The organism is Furfurilactobacillus milii, from assembly GCF_009863985.1.
Taxonomy (GTDB): Bacteria; Bacillota; Bacilli; order Lactobacillales; family Lactobacillaceae; genus Furfurilactobacillus; species Furfurilactobacillus milii_A.
In genome coordinates, this window is sequence record NZ_WEZT01000005.1 from 19128 (window position 1) to 34716 (window position 15589).

The window sequence follows — 15589 nt, forward strand, 5'->3', positions numbered from 1 at the left end:
CGTTCTTTGATTAAGGTTGAGGTGGATAATAATGTTTAAAATTACAGCATATGGTGTTCGTTCAAACGAAGTGTCGTATTTCAACGATTTAAATAAAAATCAGTATGAATTAAACTTAATAGGCGATTTGTTGACCCATGAGAATGTCGAAACTGCTAGGGGTTCAGATGCCGTATTATTACGTGCCAACTGTGTGGCCGATGCCACAAATTTGGCTAAGTTTAATGAATGGGGCATTAAATATGTCTTCACTCGGACGGTTGGTTTTAATCACATTGACCTGAAGGCAGCAGCTAGTTATAACATGAAAGTGGCACGAGTCCCAGCATACTCACCATATGCCGTGGCAGAATTAGCGATGACAGTGGGGATGATGTCATTGCGTCACACGACATTGGCCACGAGCCGTGCTGAAGCGGGTGACTTTACGGTCGCTCCTGCATTATTTTCCCGTGAAGTGCACAGTAGTACGGTTGGAATTATTGGTACGGGAAAAATTGGCGCGACGGAAGCGAGTTTGTATAAAGGTATGGGTGCAAAAGTACTGGGTTACGATCCTTACCCTTCGGATTTTGCGCGTCAATTTGTTACCTTTGTTGAGCTTGACGAACTTTTGGCGCAATCAGATATTGTCTCGATTCATGTGCCTTATTTCCCAGGTCAAAATGAAAATATGGTTGATGAAGACTTTTTGAAAAAAATGAAGAATGACGCGGTTTTGGTTAATACTGCGCGTGGTGAGCTGGTGGATCACGCTGCTGTCCTGCAAGCATTACAAACCGACACACTTGGTAGCTTTGCCACTGACGTTTTACCAGATGAAAAATTAATTTTTGGTCATCAGTTTAGTGGTAAATTACCAAACGAAATCGTCGAAAGTCTCCGTGAACTTTATCCTCGCGTCTTAATGACGCCACATATGGGTTCATATACCAAACCGGCATTGACTGATATGATTGCTGTTAGCTATCAGAACTTTGAACAAGTATTAGCTAACGGTCATACCGATAATGACGTGAAGTTAGATTAAAAATAGCGCATACGAAAAGCGGCCACACCAAACTAAAATTGGTGGGCCGTTTTTTCATCGCTAGTTACGGCGACAAGAGGGTACGAAATCGACTCAAAGAAATTATTTAGTTCACGAATTGGTAAACGGTTAAAGGACGTCCAACTGCTAAGTATTTAATGCTGGAAGATAGTTGATGTGTGTCGATTAAATAGTCTAAATATTTTTTTGTTGAAATTCGGGATAGCTTGGCCGCCTGTGCAGCATCTTGAACCGAAAAGGGTGCTTGTAAAGGTTGAATCGCTGTTAGTACACGTTCTAGTGACAATCGAGACAATCCCTTGGGCAGTGTCTGTGGCAATTGAGAGGATTGTGAGGAGGGAGTTGTAAATAATTGATCTAAGTCCTTTTGTGCCAGGGGACCCGTATTTTTAAGTGATTGGTGTATCTGCAAGAATTTGGTCACTGATTGTTCAAAACGATCAAATGTAAAAGGCTTGATTAGGTAGTCGAGGACACCGTAGTCGATAGCTGCCTTAACATGGTCCGTATCATTTGCGGCCGTTAACATAATCACTTGGGGATGTATTTCAAGGCGCATTAACTCTGTCAAAACCTCACTGCCGGACAGCTTGGGCATATAAACGTCAAGCAACACGAGGTCCACTGGCTGTTGCTTTAAAATCGACAATGCGTGAGCGCCATTGTCGGTCTGTGTGAGACTTAGCTGGGCTGATGGAATAATTCTTTTTAGATATTGCTGATTAATGGCACTGACCATGGGATCGTCTTCCACAATTAAAACGTTCATCATATTAGTCATCGCCCTCCGATTTTTGATTATATAGTGGTAATTCAACGTAAAAAGTAGTGCCTTGTGGGCGATTATTAGTCACTGACAGGTAGCCATTACGGGCGTCAACGACCTGTTTAACGAGCGCTAAACCGTAACCACGATCTCGTCCCTTAGTTGAATAGTGTTGCTCAAACATGTGAGCTTTAACTTCTTTTGAAATTCCGCAGCCATTATCTGTTACCTCAATGACCAAGATATTACTTTCATCGTCATAATTAATTGACAGCGTGATTTCTGATTTAACATTGTCATCGTTATTAACAGCGTCAATTGCGTTATCGATGAGATTTCCCAGGACTTTAATTAGATCCACACTTAAGGCTTCTGAAGCGACTTGCTTGGGAAGAAGGCTATCTGGCGTGATAGTAAAGGCGACTTGCTGTTCATGAGCCTGATTTAATTTCCCCATGAGAAATCCAGCAACTGCTGGCGATTGGATATGATTGTTGAGGTTTCCGAATTGGGCTTGGTAATCTGCTGACGTATTGGTAATAAATCGTTGAACTTCATCATATTGGTGCAATTCGATTAGACCGGAAACGGCCTGAAGTTTATTTAGAAATTCATGTGTTTGTGCGCGAAGGGCCTGAATATATTGTGTTGTTCCGGCCAATTGGTCGGCTAGTAGTTGATATTCAGAACGATCACGTAATAGTGCCATGCTACCTAGGCGTTTGCCAGCAGAAATCAGTGGACTTGTCGATACAATTAATTCTTTAGACTGGACTAATACGGATTCATTAATTGTGCTTTTTGAACCCTTAAACGTCTGCCCAAATAAAGCGTTAAACAGGTCATCATCAAGTGGATCACCAATTGTCAGGGTCGGAAATAGTTCATTTGCGATATCGTTTGCTGTGATCAGCCGCCGTTGTTGATCAATTGCGATAAGCCCCTCGGACATACTGTCATTGATGACAGATAATTCAGTTACCCGTGTAGCGATTTCCTGGGGTTCCATTCCCAATAAGCGCCGACGAATATGGGTTCCTAGCAACCAGGCGGCGATGATACCGCTGATCAAGCCCAGTAATGATCCAATGACAATAGGCAACTCGGCGGACCGTGTTTCACTATTGATTGATCTTTCCGTTAAACCGACACAGACAATGCCAATTTGTTGATGCCTAGCATTGTAAATGGGGGTAAAAATTCGGTAACCATTTCCTAGCACACCTGTTTCACGGGAAAAATGTGTGTGACCGGTTAGCGACTTGGTGGCATCGTTTGGGGAACTAAACCGGTGACCAATGACGCGGGTGTCGGGATGTGAGTAACGGATTAAGCGACGGTTCATAACAACAATGAAATCGACATGAGTGGCTCGTTGAATTCGCTTGGTGTATCTCTGAATGTCGCCATGTGCCGATGGCTGTTTAGTCGTCAAATTATCTTTAACAACCGTACTTGTGGCAACAATTGTGGCCGTACTACGGATATTTTGCTTAATGTTTCGTTGCTGCGTTTGGACAACGTTGTGTAGTACGAGAAGTGCAGCAATGGACAGGGAGGTTGCGACTGTTAATAAAACTACTAAAATGATCGTTGTACGTAGCGACCATTTGTGATGGTAAGATTTTTTCTGCATGAGTATTTATTGACTCCGTTTAAAATAGGTTGATACTGTAAGTATACAGGTGTGCTAGCTTGTTAAGTCGTCCGAATGGAAAATAATTGAGGGTATTGAGCTTTGCTTCCGAACAAACAATTGTTGACTTTTTCGAGAAACACTATAAAATAGTAAGTAACTTTTAAAGAAGACCCCGACGTGTTTAAGAATGACTACGTCAGGATCTAGGAGGTTTTTTTAATGACACCAATGACAGATTTAAGTAATGCACAATTAGACGATATTATTAAACAAGATGGTAAAGTGATGTTATTCTTTAGTGCCACTTGGTGCCCTGATTGTGCTTTTATTAAACCAGTGATGCCGCAAATTGAATCCAAGTACGATCAATATCAATGGGTTCACGTGGATCGTGATGCAAATATCGACTTCGCTCAAGAACTTGGCGTCATGGGTATTCCAAGCTTTGTTGCGTTTGAGAACGGTAAGGAAATTGGTCGTTTTGCCAACGCTGATCGGAAGACACGTCAAGAAGTTGAAAGCTTCATTGATAAGTTGGAAGGACAACCGGCATAAACGTGTCCAGAATTGAACAGTAACGATTAAGGTCAATGCCGCTTGTCGGGATTGACCTTTTTTTGTAATTGTCGAGGAATGATTGATTATTTTAAGCACGGGGATTTAGGTGGCATGTGATATGCTAATGACAACGAAAGCATTAGGGAGGCAGACATGATAATAACCACGAGTGATCACGTCAGGTTGGATTATACAGATGAGGGCGAAGGACGGCCGGTTGTTATTCTGACTGGCCTAGGCGGTGCAAAAGAAATTTGGCGTGCCCAGGTTTCAGCACTAGTTTCAGCTGGCTATCGGGTCATCAATGTGGACGCTCGCAATCAAGGCGCTTCGCAACATACTGCCAAAGGATTAAGAATTAGTCGCCACGGTATGGATCTTGCGGAAGTGATCGATAAATTGCACCTCGTAAAGCCTATCTTGCTGGGTAACTCGATGGGCGCAGCAACTATTTTTGCTTATTTATCACTGTTTGGGGATGCAAACGTCACCGCAGTGATTGATTTAGATCAAAGCCCCAAAATGATTAATGACGCGGACTGGAAGTTTGGGTTTAAAGATGTAACTTGGGCGGAGTTTCCAGACTTTTTCAGAATGCCATTGGGACCGTCTACATTTAAGCATATTGACGATGATACGTATCAACTCGTAACGGCTGCTGCTACCACGCACCCATATGATGCAGCGCTCAACGAACCATTTTTGTTTGATCATGCTTTTGCAGATTGGCGTGATGTGATTCGCCAGTTAAACGTACCATTGTTAGTGATGGCGGGTGGCGAATCACCGTACTTTAATCCTGAATTTGCCGCTGTAACGTCTAAGATGGCAGCTCACGGTCAGTCAGTTATTATTCCGAATGCTGGTCATATCTTGATGGCAGAACAAAGTGAGGCAACCAATGCGGCATTGTTGAGTTTTCTGGAAAAGCTACCACATGCATGATTCTTTGGCAAACGGGCCATCCAATCTCCCTTAAGTTGAGCAAGTTATTTGGATAAATTGAAGTTATGTGATACTATGAGCAAACAATAAATGGTTCATGTTTCTTATTTGGGAGGCAGGTTAGTAATGGAGAAAACGTTGAATTATGCCGAACAGGTGCTTGCGGAAGCGCCGGATGGGCAGGATTACGAGTGGAAAACGGCGTATACTGGTCATCCCACAATGCCGATGCGCATTCGTCACGTGAATAATTGTGGTTTTGAATTCGAATTATCTCCTGCAGATTTTGCGGCAGGTAAGCGGTGTTATATTCATTTGCACTGTGGTTGGGTTAGTTCAAATTATTAGCAATGAAGAGCGAGAGTGTTAAATATCGTGTATTTAGATGGTAGACCCAAAAAGCCAATCCTCGGGCTTGAGGATTGGCTTTTCATATGGCGTGAGACTGGTGTTGATGTTAATTTTATAAAACAGTACTTGCACCATCATCCCACGCATCAACGAGCGTGAACGTGACGTTATCGCTACCGCGTACCAATTTTGACACAGGGCAGCGACTTTCGGCGAGATCAAACCACGCCTGTGCAGTTTTACGGTCCACTTCTGATTCCGGAATGTAGACGTACACATCAACAAAGAATTGAAGACCGTGTGTATCATGAGCTTGATCAACGTCCACTCGTACCTTCGTTTGATGCTCGTAACCATCACGTTTTTCAATGGCCTCAAAGGTTGCGTTCAAGCAGGTAGCTAAGGCCATTCCGAGTAGTTGTTCAGGATTAGTCCCATTAGTGTCATCGTTTGTGTTCCGAATCTGTAGATCGACACGGTTCTTACCTTGGGCGAACGTGTGACCAGAAACGCCGTCTTCATTAATAATTGTCGTGTGATATGTTGTTCGTGGTCGTACGTCTTTTTCCATTTTGTAGCCCTCCAAGCAAATTATATTAACAGTTTCATTTTACAGACTGATCAATAAAACAACAATCAATTAGCCTTATTGCCGTTTTTAAGACTGTTAAAATGTTTCAAAAAAATCCATCAATTTTGATATTTTTTAAAAGCGGTGTATATTAGAAATAGAATAAACGAAGGAGTGCACACATGGCGGATCAATTAGATGACGTATTAAAGTTACATGCTTTACATAATGGGGTTCTTGGCATTGAATCTGAAATGGCGGTTAAAAATCGCTCGGATTTGGGCAAAGCATACACACCAGGGGTTGCGACAATTTCAAAGATGTTGGCCAAAGATCCAAGCTTGCGAGACTACTATACGTTAAGCGGCAAGCTGGTAGCCGTGGTTTCTGATGGTTCGGCTGTTTTGGGTCTTGGTAATATTGGTCCGGCCGGTGCACTACCGGTTATTGAAGGTAAATCGTTACTATATAAAGACTTAGCGGGTGTTAACGCTTTGCCATTATCAGTTGCGCAGGTATCCACTGACGAATTCGTCAGCACGATTAAAAATATTGCTGGCAGTTTTGCAGGTATTCATTTAGAGGATATTGCAGCGCCAAGATGTTTTGAGATTGAAGATCGGTTAAGCAAAGAACTCAACATTCCGGTTTATCATGATGATCAAGAAGGAACTGCTATTGTAGTGATGGCCGGCCTTTTGAACGCAGCCAAGGTTGTGAATAAATCATTTAACGATTTGCACATTTTGATTAACGGAGCCGGTGCTTCGGGGATTGCGGTTGCTCGATTACTGTTTGCTGCTGGCGTGAAACACATTACACTAGCTGACATCCATGGTGTCGTTACACCTGATGATGACCGTTACAACAAATTTCAACGTGGTTTGGCGCGAGAATTGGGCACACAAACCACTGGCACCACATTGCAAGAAGGTATTAAAGGCCAAGACGTGTTTGTCGGATTATCTGACGCAAACGTGTTAACCGGTGATGATGTGCGCAATATGGCCGATCGGCCGATTATTTTTGGCCTGGCCAACCCAGTGCCTGAAATTGATCCAGCAGTTGCTAAAGAGGCCGGTGCAGCGGTCATTGCGACGGGTTCTAGTCAATATCCAAATCAGGTCAATAACATTTTGGTCTTTCCTGGATTATATAAGGGACTACTGGCCAGTGGCCTTAAACACGTCACGTTTGTTTTAGAAGCAACAACGGCTAAGGCGCTTGCTAGCTTAGTCGAACATCCGACAGTGGATCATATTGTACCAGGCGTCTTCGATGATGGGGTTGTTCAGACAGTTGCTAAGGCAGTTGTCGATTTTGCGAAATAATTCGTGCAGTTAATCCGCTTTTTAAAGTTAAAAGATGCATTAAATTTAAAGACCGCTATTGGTGCAAAAGACGCTAATGGCAGTCTTTTGTTATTGACAAGTATTAATCGGTGAACAAGACAAAAATGACGGGGAGGCGTAAACTGTTAACCGTAATTTGAAGAGGAACGGAGAGAAAGTCGTGGCAGAAGATATATTTTCAACTGGTGAACCGCAAACAATCGATAATGTATTGGCAAACAAAGATGAACGTGTGTCACTTCAACAAAGTTTGATTGCCAAATATCCAGGAAGAACAGTGGTTGCTTTAAAAATGAATATTCCCGGACCAATTAAAAATAATGGTGCCTTAGAAAAGTTGTTTAAAGCTGGCGATGCGCAATTGAGAAGCATGATGACTCAACACCAATATGTCATCATTGATGACGAACATTGGGACCGTCAAACAGGATCCGAAGCGTTTTATGTCGTTGATATGAAAGCCGATCAGGTCAAAAAATTGGCAGTTTCGTTTGAGGATGAGTTTACACTTGGGCGCTTATTTGATGCCGATGTACTGATGGGTGGGGACGGCGGTGCACGAGCATTATCCCGGACTAATTTTGGTTTGCCGGCGCGAACCTGTTTAGTTTGCGGTCGGCCGTCTAAAGATTGTGCGCGTTCGCGTCGCCACAGCGTGACAGAATTGCAGGCACACATTGCTGACATGTATACGACTTACTTTGGAGGACAGCTGCTATGACACTTGATTTGAGCGCTCAACAGTTGGCGTCAACACTTTCACAAGTAGGTGAACGGGCGCTCCTTTATGAAGTAGCTGTGAATCCAAAGCCTGGCTTAGTCGATCCTGTTTCCGCTGGTCCCCATCCTGATATGACGGTGTTTACTTTCATTGATAGTGCGACCAGTTTACGGGAATACTTGCACAAATGTGCGCTTGCGGGTCAGCATTTTGAACAAACGGATAACGAATTAACCGAACTATTCGCTCAGTTACGGATTTTGGGACAACATGCCGAGCGGACGATGTTTGAAACAACGAACGGTGTTAATACGCATAAGGGTGCGATTTTTTCATTGGGCGTATTAGTTGCGGCGACAGCGCAGCAACTAACTGTTAATGGCAAATATGCGACAAATGAAGTTATTGCTATTGCCAAAGAAATGCTTCAAGGATTAACTGAAAATGACTTCAAAAAGATCAAGGCGACTTCACCGGCGTCGCTAACAGCCGGTGAACGTCAATTTCTAAAGTATGGTAAGGCTGGTATTCGTGGTGAAGCGGAGGCGGGTTTTCCAACTGTGGTTGAACTAGCATTGCCATTTTTACGGCAACGTCAGGGAACAACGATGGAACGTTTGCTTGATACATTAATGCGTATTGCCGGCAATATGGATGATTCAAATTTAATCAAACGGGCTGGTGACGCAAAAATCACCGATTGGATGCACGTTCAAAGTAATCATTACTTTGAATTAGGTGGTAGCCGAACATCAGCGGGTCAAGTTTTCTTAAAGCAGCTGAACGAAATATTTTTGTCACGTAATTTGAGTCTCGGTGGCTCTGCAGATCTGCTTATTTTAACGATTTACTTTGCCCTGTTAGAGGGACAACTTCGTTAAGTTTGGAAATTAAAAAGGACACGGATCAAGCGATTACAATAATCGTCATTTGATCTGTGTCTTTTTATAGTTGCCAATAACAAAATGCTGATGAATAGGCTTACCCTTTACCAAATTGCCATTCCGTTAAGCCGTAAATAATGCCGCTAACGACCGCTAGGCCCAACATAATGTTCATAACTGCAAAAGCACCGAACACGGCAGCAATCAATACGCCAATCAAAGTGATAATAACGATCCACAGTGCGATAAGCTGAATGGTTGTATTATGTTCTGCATGTAAGCCTTGCTGCGCTCCTAAAGTGGTACCGGCTCCTGCGGGCGTCGAATCAATAGCTTTTTCAGCATTATTTTTATCTGACATGATCCCATCTCCCAAACATATTCAACTATTTGATAAAAATGATTATATTATTAATTTATTACTATTAACATTCAAAAGCAATCATCTGTTATTTTTCATCGTTATCAAACTGACACGCCGACAATAGTCTTTTTATGGTAGAAAATCACTATTGCGTCTTTAAGTCGTGATTTACGCTATTGGCTAACCAGCGTGAATACAGCCAGTATCCAAGCCATGAAACAATATACCAAGTGGCAAAGCCAACAAATGTGAGTGAAATGCTAACCGTCGTCAAGGGCATCCAGTGAAAAATGCCGGCAAAGATCAGATAGATAATTGATGTAAACACAATAATCAGCGCATATTTAATCACTGGTTTGATCGATAACCACTGTAGTAGATTGATAAACGTGAGGCTTAGACAAAATACCCAAACCTCAATAATCAGTTGATGGATGTGCGGTATTCGTGAAATCAATAGGTTTAAAACGATAAAAAAATTACCAATTGAAAATGAAGTGAGAAAGCTCTTGAATAAACTCGTCATTTTTTGTGCCATGATATAACCTCCAAAGCTGTTATTTACTTTTGTGCTTGCAATGATTTAATGCGTTGGCGTAATAAGGGGACAAACCGCCGTGAAACAGCGACTTGCTGACCGTTTTTTAAATGTGCCGTCATTGTTCCAGAAAAAGAAGCTACTAATGAGTCCAAGTACCTTAAATTGATGGTCGCGGACTGCGAGACTGAGGCAAAAAAAGGCTGTGTGAGTTTTTCCATCATTTTTGATAGGGCGCAACGAACATGGAAAATGTTGCTCGTTGTCGTGATCGTCAGGTCCTTATTCTGAACTTCAACTGTGATGATCTCTGAAATCTGAATAATGCTCATCCGACCGTTTTCGTGAATCACGATTTGATTATCACCTTCGTTATATTTGGCAATGTAGCCAATCAAGTTAGTGACACTGTCCGTTTGAGCTCGGGCATAAACGACAACGGAAGTGTTGGATTGATCAATTTGTTTATATGTGACTTTCATATGAATCACCTCTATTTGATGAACTAAGCTTATTAAACGAGCGGCTTAAAAACAATGATTGGCGCGTAAACGGCTCGAAATCTGGTGAAAGTGGTAATGAAGTTCAAAAAGGTGCATTTTGCCTTACCTGGGCATAGAATAATGTTATCAATTACTAGGAGGAAAGATTATGTCAGAGCGTTTATCAGGTAAGGTCGCCATTGTCACAGGCGCCGCCGCAGGAATTGGGCAAGCCATTGCTGAGGCCTTTGTTAAAGAAGGAGCCAAAGTTGTTGTGACCGCAGATCATAATGTTGATGGCGGGCAAAAGGTTGCCAGTAAATTGGGTGACGCAGGTCTGTTTGTTCAGCAGAATGTGGCCAAAGAGGATGATTGGAAAAAGGTTATCTCAGCGGCTGAAGATAAATTCGGGAAAATTGACATTGTCGTCAACAATGCCGGTATCGGCGGTAAGAATGGCCCTGTTGAAGACTTATCATTAGCTGATTGGCAGCAAGTGATCGATGTAAACCTTACCGGGAATTTCCTAGGTGTTAAATACGGTATTCAGGCGATGAAGAAGAATGGTGGCGCAGGTTCAATTATCAACATTTCCTCAGTCGCCGGTCTCCGTGGCTTACCAATGGCAGCGGCTTACTCTTCAAGTAAAGGTGGCACAAGACTGTTGACCAAGGCAGCGGCCCTATCTGCAGCCCATGAAGGATTGAAAGTGCGAATAAATTCCGTGCATCCAGGTTGGGTTGACACAGCAATCATTCCGGATGAGGTTCGTGATTCTGTTGTTAAGACAATTCCAATTGGAGAAATGGGACAGCCGTCAGACATTGCCAATATCTGTGTTTTCCTGGGCTCTGACGAATCGAAGTATGCTACCGGTGCTGAATTTACAATTGATGGTGGGCAAAACGCCTAAGTTTATTAAAATAGACCAATTAAGCGCTCTCTAAAAAATAGAGAGCGTTTTTTTCGTGTAGCAGTGATTTAAAGTTGATTAATGCCGGTGCATTGAACATTGAAATCAACGAATTTTGTTAATGACAATGTTGATTATGAAGTCGCTGATAAAAGCTTCTTTACGTGGTCTTGACCACGGATTGTGTAAATGCGCTAGCTATGCCCATAAAACGGATATTGTATGAGGCAATTGTTATTTATGAGTTAGATAGACCACTTTAGATAATTAACATTGTGCCAAATATTTAGGTGCCGCTACGCAAGAAGAAGGTACCATTTTAAGCGTAGTAGCAGAAGGACACACTTGTCGGATTTTACTTTTGTATGTATATAACAATAACCATTTTAAAGGGCGATACGTTGACTATAATAGTTATGCACAACGCCAATTATTGATTGCCACATTTTTATTTTCAATTCATGTAAAATTGAGGTTTCCGTTTGGTTAAAGGGCTGTTATACTACACATATGACATGCTTAAACTTTTCTTAATGTTTTAAGCATAATTCAGACAACATGGGAAGTGCTGAGAATGGGAACAGAACAAAGTAATCGTGTTCTGGCTGCGATTGGGGCCGTTAGTGCCATTTTAGCAGCTGGTGGATCATCAGTATTTGCATCACAAATCAAGGCGCAAAAAAGCGACACACCGTCAGGTTATACGCGACACACACATGTGTCACTGCAATCGGTAGAAACCTTAAATAAGGTTAAGAACGGTGCTGATCGTCAAACTTCTGTCATTTATACGGGACACAATGCTGCACTGGACAACGTTAAAGTTCAAACAATGCAACCAGTTTTACGCACCGTCAACGTTCAAAAGTCGCAACAGCATACATATGCAGTTAAAACCGGGGACAGTTTATGGTCGATTGCGGCCGCAAAGGACACCACTGTTAATGAACTGATGGCCAATAACCAACTCACTAGTTCTATTATTCACGTTGGTCAGAAGCTGTCCTTGGAGACTTTGCAACCAACAAGTAGTGAAGCGTCAACAATGGATGCGTCGGCAGCGCCAAGTGAGGATAACAATCCTCTGCAAACACTCAACCTCGTTTCTGCAGTTGATACTAAGGTTGATCAAACCAAAGATGATAACGTCGTGCAAAGTGATGTTAAGTCAACCTCAACCGAACAAACCGCTAATGCTAGTGCAGACAGTTTGAGTTCAACTGTTGTTACTTCTGCTGCGACATCAGCGACTGATTTGGTGTCTGTGCTATCTGCAAGCAAAGGTAAAGTCACGACATCTGTCGCACCTACAAGCCAGCAAGCTAAGGCTGTCACGACTAACAATGTCATCTCAACCTTGGCAGCAGGCAAAACAGTAACATCTCAAGTTAGTTCAACCGCTACTTCAACACAGACCGCGACGTTAAGCTCTTCAAAAGTAACGACCAGCAGTGCGGCAACGTCCGTGTCCAGTTCGACGATGCTGTTGAAGAGTCAATCTAATAGTGATGTTTCAAACGTCGTAACATCAAATGCGACAACTAAGCGGGCTGCTTCCGTTTCTTCACAAGCAGCACCTGCTTCGTCAGCAGCTGTTCAGTCAACACCTGATCAAGCTTCGACGTCTACCCAAATGGATGAACCGACCCAACCAACTACTTTACAAGCCGCTACAACAGTCAGTGCAGCACCAACGCCATCTCAACCAAATTACACGGCGGATCAGTCAACACGGACAAAAGTTGTCCAGACAGCTGTTGATTATCAGAATCAACAAGTGCCATACGTTTGGGGTGGTGCGTCGACTCAAGGTACTGATTGTTCAGGACTTGTTCAACAGGCTTACGCATCGGCTGGCGTTTCGCTGCCGCACAATACTGTCGCGCAGGAGGCGTACTTTAACGCTCAACCAGTTAACGCCGCCCAACCAGGTGATGTTTTGTTCTGGGGGCCGCAGGGTGCAACTTACCACAACGCCATTGCAATTGGTGACAGTCAGTACATTGCAGCACCTGAACCAGGTAAAAACGTGCAAACGTATACGATGGATGGTCAAAACTTTATGCCGAGTTTCTCGGGGAGTTTGCGCCAGTGAGACGTTTGGATAGTTCAACGATGATGAAATGGACTGTTTGTAAGTGTTGCTGGTCAATTTGTATGACATTTAATCGATTGCCGAAATATGACAATTTGGAAACAAAATAATTCTGAAGTCAGTTGAACGTTTTACAAGCATTGATTATGACTTGTTCCTTTACAGATACGAACCCTTTCAGAACAAGATATTGTTATATACATTTTAAAGCAAAAAGTCAATTTGAAATGAGCACTGAAAAACTTCAAAAATGATGCAAAAAATCCTTGGTCAAAAGTGTTCACAGTTTGGTCGAAAGGTGTTATAGTCACTTATGAATTTGAAGGAGCTTTAATTGCTACCGTCATAATCTGGGTCGTCGACCTATAGTATGAAATGGAGTGTTAAAGATGAGTAACAAGTTAGAGATTCTTGAAGAATACCGCGAAGCTACACATGAATTAGCGGAACTTCAAGATGAATCGAGCGCGTCAACACATCGGATGGCATCGCATGATCAGATCGATTCCCTCAGGGGTAAGTGTGACCAACTGGATGCAATTCTCGAGGCCATGGACGCTGCTGAAGATTAATATGTAATCAAACAAAAAGGGTGATCGCCAGATTTTTTGGCGGTCATCCTTTTTGTTGTTTTAGAGCAGGTAGCGCGTTTTAATTAACTGAGGTGGAAAAGTTGCTCAGCATTTCCATGAGCGATAGCGTGACGCTGGGATTCAGATAAACCTTTTGTCTGTAAAAATGACTCGCTTTTTGTTGGCTGTTTGTATGGGTAATCCAGCGAGTATAAGATATGATTTGCACCCATTTCTTCGAGAAGGAAGCTAAGTTGCGGTTGTGTCAGCATGCCACTGGGTGTGACGTAAACGTTATTACGGTAATAATCGCTAACGGCATTTTTCAAATGAACATGTGCGTTCAGCTCATCGTCAAGACGTTCTAGAAAGAGTGGCACCATTTCACCCCAGTGTCCGGAAATAAGTTTTAGGGTTGGCAGTTTGTCAAAAATCCCGGAAAGAATCATTCGGATAACTTGAATGCCAATGTCCATATGCCAACCATAACCAGCGGATGAAAAAATTCCGGTAATAACATCCGACCACTCAGAACTGGCGTAGTAATGTCTGCTTACGTCGCTTGGCACAAATGAGGGGTGAAAGTAGACTGGGACATCTAGGCGGGCTGCCATCTCAAAGATTGGGAAAAAACGTGGATTGTCAAAGAACTGGTTGTTGTAATTTCCCTTTAAAAGTACGCCTTTAAAATCAAGAGTAACGACAGCACGTTCTAGCTCCGCAGCAGCTGCGATAGGGTCGCCAACAGGTAAAACTGCCAGCGCTCTAAATCGTTTGGGATACTGGCGGACCACAGCGGCGAGCTGATTATTGGCAATTTGACAGAGTTCAATGGCATCATGTGGTGCTAAATTTTGTGGTGACGCATTTCCGTACGATAAAATTTGCATGTCGATATGATGCGCATCCATGAATGGCAAACGGTAGTCAGTGACGTCCTGCATCAATGCATCACTTGGCAGTGTGGTAGCCATATAATGTTTCATTTCGGGGCTAAGTTTAGCTTGTGGCAACTTTTCGGTCAAACCAATAATTCTGTTTGTGACAGTGGCGGATTCGAAATGTTCTTCGACAGTAATGATTTTCATAGATAATATCTCCTAATTTTTAATAATTAATTCCTAGTCGAGGATTAAATTATAAAATGTGGAAGGGATTTAGAGATAATCAGTATTGAGACATATTAATTGAATGTGTATCATAGCAGTATGACAAAACTATTATTAGCTAACTCAATGATGATTGACCAACGTGAAGTTCGAACACAGCAAAAGTTGTACGGGGGAATCCAACATCTTTATGCTCTAAAGCGTCCATTTGATAAGATAACCATCAGTGAACTATGTCGGATTGCTAAAGTTGGTCGCGCGACCTTCTACCGGCATCATCAAAATATTGCCGATGTGATAACCATTCAGCTGTTGATTGTGATTACTGAGGTGACGAATCGTATCGATACTCGTTCAAGCATTGATTGGCGAACTGCTAGTCAGCTTATTAGTCGCGTGATTTTGGAAAACTGCGGCTTCTTTCAACTATTGCGATGGACAGGATTGCGTGAACAGATGGTCCCAATTGTAGGTGGCGTGACTCAACGTGTGCTTATCATTAGGGAACGGCGGCCGACTCAGATGAAATTATTGTGTTACGGAATTGGGGATGCCTTACTTGGGTTTGCAATGCAAGTCGCTTGTATTGAACCATCGCTCCCACTTGCGGACGTGGTTGACTTGTACCGAAAATTAATTCCACATGATTTTACAGAAAAAAACTAGCCATCTCGTTCT

18 protein-coding genes are annotated in these 15589 nt (G+C 42.6%); 11 read left to right on the forward strand and 7 right to left on the reverse strand.

Annotation, left to right across the window (positions count from 1 at the left end):
- The first annotated feature begins 31 nt into the window (after positions 1–31).
- The gene (locus GB992_RS02960; protein ID WP_161001145.1) at positions 32–1030 is read left to right on the forward strand and encodes an NAD(P)-dependent oxidoreductase; all 999 of its coding nucleotides are present in this window, start codon (positions 32–34) and stop codon (positions 1028–1030) included.
- 106 nt (positions 1031–1136) lie between these two features.
- On the opposite strand, the gene GB992_RS02965 is transcribed toward GB992_RS02960, so the two are convergent.
- On the reverse strand, positions 1137–1823 hold the full coding sequence (locus GB992_RS02965; protein ID WP_161001146.1) for a response regulator: 687 nt from the start codon (positions 1821–1823) through the stop codon (positions 1137–1139).
- Position 1824: 1 nt separating this feature from the next.
- Positions 1825–3453 carry an ATP-binding protein gene (locus tag GB992_RS02970; RefSeq protein ID WP_161001147.1) on the reverse strand — a complete coding sequence of 543 codons (1629 nt, stop codon included), beginning with the start codon at positions 3451–3453 and terminating at the stop codon, positions 1825–1827.
- Between the two features lie 222 nt (positions 3454–3675).
- Between GB992_RS02970 and GB992_RS02975 the strand changes: the two genes are divergently transcribed.
- From GB992_RS02975 to GB992_RS02985, 3 genes are all read left to right on the forward strand, one after another.
- The gene (locus tag GB992_RS02975) at positions 3676–4011 is read left to right on the forward strand and encodes a thioredoxin family protein (RefSeq protein ID WP_161001148.1); all 336 of its coding nucleotides are present in this window, start codon (positions 3676–3678) and stop codon (positions 4009–4011) included.
- A gap of 156 nt (positions 4012–4167) precedes the next feature.
- Positions 4168–4959, forward strand: a complete 792-nt coding sequence (locus GB992_RS02980; protein ID WP_161001149.1) for an alpha/beta fold hydrolase — start codon at positions 4168–4170, stop codon at positions 4957–4959.
- 126 nt (positions 4960–5085) lie between these two features.
- A complete protein-coding gene (locus GB992_RS02985; protein WP_161001150.1) occupies positions 5086–5307 on the forward strand; it encodes a hypothetical protein in 222 nt (73 codons plus the stop codon).
- 115 nt (positions 5308–5422) lie between these two features.
- On the opposite strand, the gene GB992_RS02990 is transcribed toward GB992_RS02985, so the two are convergent.
- Positions 5423–5881: an OsmC family protein gene (locus GB992_RS02990; protein ID WP_161001151.1), complete on the reverse strand. Its 459-nt coding sequence runs from the start codon at positions 5879–5881 to the stop codon at positions 5423–5425.
- Between the two features lie 182 nt (positions 5882–6063).
- Here GB992_RS02990 and GB992_RS02995 point away from each other — a divergent pair, with 182 nt between their 5' ends.
- The 3 genes from GB992_RS02995 to citG all read left to right on the forward strand — a co-directional run bounded on the left by GB992_RS02995 (position 6064) and on the right by citG (position 8835).
- On the forward strand, positions 6064–7212 hold the full coding sequence (locus GB992_RS02995; protein WP_161001152.1) for an NAD(P)-dependent malic enzyme: 1149 nt from the start codon (positions 6064–6066) through the stop codon (positions 7210–7212).
- Between the two features lie 181 nt (positions 7213–7393).
- Positions 7394–7954 (forward strand): citrate lyase holo-[acyl-carrier protein] synthase, encoded by a 561-nt coding sequence (citX, locus tag GB992_RS03000; protein ID WP_161001153.1) that lies wholly within the window; start codon positions 7394–7396, stop codon positions 7952–7954.
- Positions 7951–8835 carry a triphosphoribosyl-dephospho-CoA synthase CitG gene (citG, locus tag GB992_RS03005; RefSeq protein WP_161001154.1) on the forward strand — a complete coding sequence of 295 codons (885 nt, stop codon included), beginning with the start codon at positions 7951–7953 and terminating at the stop codon, positions 8833–8835. The genes citX and citG overlap by 4 nt, the downstream gene beginning before the upstream one ends.
- Positions 8836–8935: 100 nt before the next feature.
- Here the strand turns inward: citG and GB992_RS03010 are convergent, their stop codons facing one another.
- The 3 genes from GB992_RS03010 to GB992_RS03020 form a co-directional block, all read right to left on the reverse strand.
- Positions 8936–9199, reverse strand: coding sequence for a hypothetical protein (locus GB992_RS03010; protein ID WP_161001155.1), 264 nt, complete (start codon positions 9197–9199; stop codon positions 8936–8938).
- Between the two features lie 148 nt (positions 9200–9347).
- Complete coding sequence (locus tag GB992_RS03015; protein ID WP_161001156.1) at positions 9348–9740, reverse strand: hypothetical protein; 393 nt, start codon at positions 9738–9740, stop codon at positions 9348–9350.
- A 23-nt stretch (positions 9741–9763) separates the two neighbouring features.
- The gene (locus tag GB992_RS03020) at positions 9764–10222 is read right to left on the reverse strand and encodes a LytTR family DNA-binding domain-containing protein (protein ID WP_161001157.1); all 459 of its coding nucleotides are present in this window, start codon (positions 10220–10222) and stop codon (positions 9764–9766) included.
- 169 nt (positions 10223–10391) lie between these two features.
- Here GB992_RS03020 and GB992_RS03025 point away from each other — a divergent pair, with 169 nt between their 5' ends.
- From GB992_RS03025 to GB992_RS03035, 3 genes are all read left to right on the forward strand, one after another.
- Complete coding sequence (locus GB992_RS03025) at positions 10392–11135, forward strand: glucose 1-dehydrogenase (protein ID WP_161001158.1); 744 nt, start codon at positions 10392–10394, stop codon at positions 11133–11135.
- Between the two features lie 574 nt (positions 11136–11709).
- A complete protein-coding gene (locus tag GB992_RS03030) occupies positions 11710–13230 on the forward strand; it encodes an NlpC/P60 family protein (RefSeq protein WP_161001159.1) in 1521 nt (506 codons plus the stop codon).
- Positions 13231–13619: 389 nt separating this feature from the next.
- Entirely contained in the window at positions 13620–13802 is a 183-nt protein-coding gene (locus GB992_RS03035) for a hypothetical protein (protein ID WP_017262054.1), read from the forward strand.
- An 83-nt stretch (positions 13803–13885) separates the two neighbouring features.
- Here GB992_RS03035 and GB992_RS03040 read toward each other — a convergent pair whose 3' ends face one another.
- Positions 13886–14890, reverse strand: a complete 1005-nt coding sequence (locus GB992_RS03040) for an amidohydrolase family protein (protein WP_161001160.1) — start codon at positions 14888–14890, stop codon at positions 13886–13888.
- Positions 14891–15010: 120 nt separating this feature from the next.
- Between GB992_RS03040 and GB992_RS03045 the strand changes: the two genes are divergently transcribed.
- Positions 15011–15577 carry a TetR/AcrR family transcriptional regulator gene (locus GB992_RS03045; RefSeq protein ID WP_161001161.1) on the forward strand — a complete coding sequence of 189 codons (567 nt, stop codon included), beginning with the start codon at positions 15011–15013 and terminating at the stop codon, positions 15575–15577.
- Positions 15578–15589 lie beyond the last annotated feature (12 nt).

Excerpts from the sequence above, each read along its gene's own strand:
- GB992_RS02960 (WP_161001145.1), top strand. The coding sequence starts at position 32 with ATGTTTAAAATTACAGCATATGGTGTTCGTTCAAACGAAGTGTCGTAT.
- GB992_RS02965 (WP_161001146.1), bottom strand. The coding sequence starts at position 1,823 with ATGATGAACGTTTTAATTGTGGAAGACGATCCCATGGTCAGTGCCATT.
- GB992_RS02970 (WP_161001147.1), bottom strand. The coding sequence starts at position 3,453 with ATGCAGAAAAAATCTTACCATCACAAATGGTCGCTACGTACAACGATC.
- GB992_RS02975 (WP_161001148.1), top strand. The coding sequence starts at position 3,676 with ATGACACCAATGACAGATTTAAGTAATGCACAATTAGACGATATTATT.
- GB992_RS02980 (WP_161001149.1), top strand. The coding sequence starts at position 4,168 with ATGATAATAACCACGAGTGATCACGTCAGGTTGGATTATACAGATGAG.
- GB992_RS02985 (WP_161001150.1), top strand. The coding sequence starts at position 5,086 with ATGGAGAAAACGTTGAATTATGCCGAACAGGTGCTTGCGGAAGCGCCG.
- GB992_RS02990 (WP_161001151.1), bottom strand. The coding sequence starts at position 5,881 with ATGGAAAAAGACGTACGACCACGAACAACATATCACACGACAATTATT.
- GB992_RS02995 (WP_161001152.1), top strand. The coding sequence starts at position 6,064 with ATGGCGGATCAATTAGATGACGTATTAAAGTTACATGCTTTACATAAT.
- citG (WP_161001154.1), top strand. The coding sequence starts at position 7,951 with ATGACACTTGATTTGAGCGCTCAACAGTTGGCGTCAACACTTTCACAA.
- GB992_RS03010 (WP_161001155.1), bottom strand. The coding sequence starts at position 9,199 with ATGTCAGATAAAAATAATGCTGAAAAAGCTATTGATTCGACGCCCGCA.
- GB992_RS03015 (WP_161001156.1), bottom strand. The coding sequence starts at position 9,740 with ATGGCACAAAAAATGACGAGTTTATTCAAGAGCTTTCTCACTTCATTT.
- GB992_RS03020 (WP_161001157.1), bottom strand. The coding sequence starts at position 10,222 with ATGAAAGTCACATATAAACAAATTGATCAATCCAACACTTCCGTTGTC.
- GB992_RS03025 (WP_161001158.1), top strand. The coding sequence starts at position 10,392 with ATGTCAGAGCGTTTATCAGGTAAGGTCGCCATTGTCACAGGCGCCGCC.
- GB992_RS03030 (WP_161001159.1), top strand. The coding sequence starts at position 11,710 with ATGGGAACAGAACAAAGTAATCGTGTTCTGGCTGCGATTGGGGCCGTT.
- GB992_RS03035 (WP_017262054.1), top strand. The coding sequence starts at position 13,620 with ATGAGTAACAAGTTAGAGATTCTTGAAGAATACCGCGAAGCTACACAT.
- GB992_RS03040 (WP_161001160.1), bottom strand. The coding sequence starts at position 14,890 with ATGAAAATCATTACTGTCGAAGAACATTTCGAATCCGCCACTGTCACA.
- GB992_RS03045 (WP_161001161.1), top strand. The coding sequence starts at position 15,011 with ATGACAAAACTATTATTAGCTAACTCAATGATGATTGACCAACGTGAA.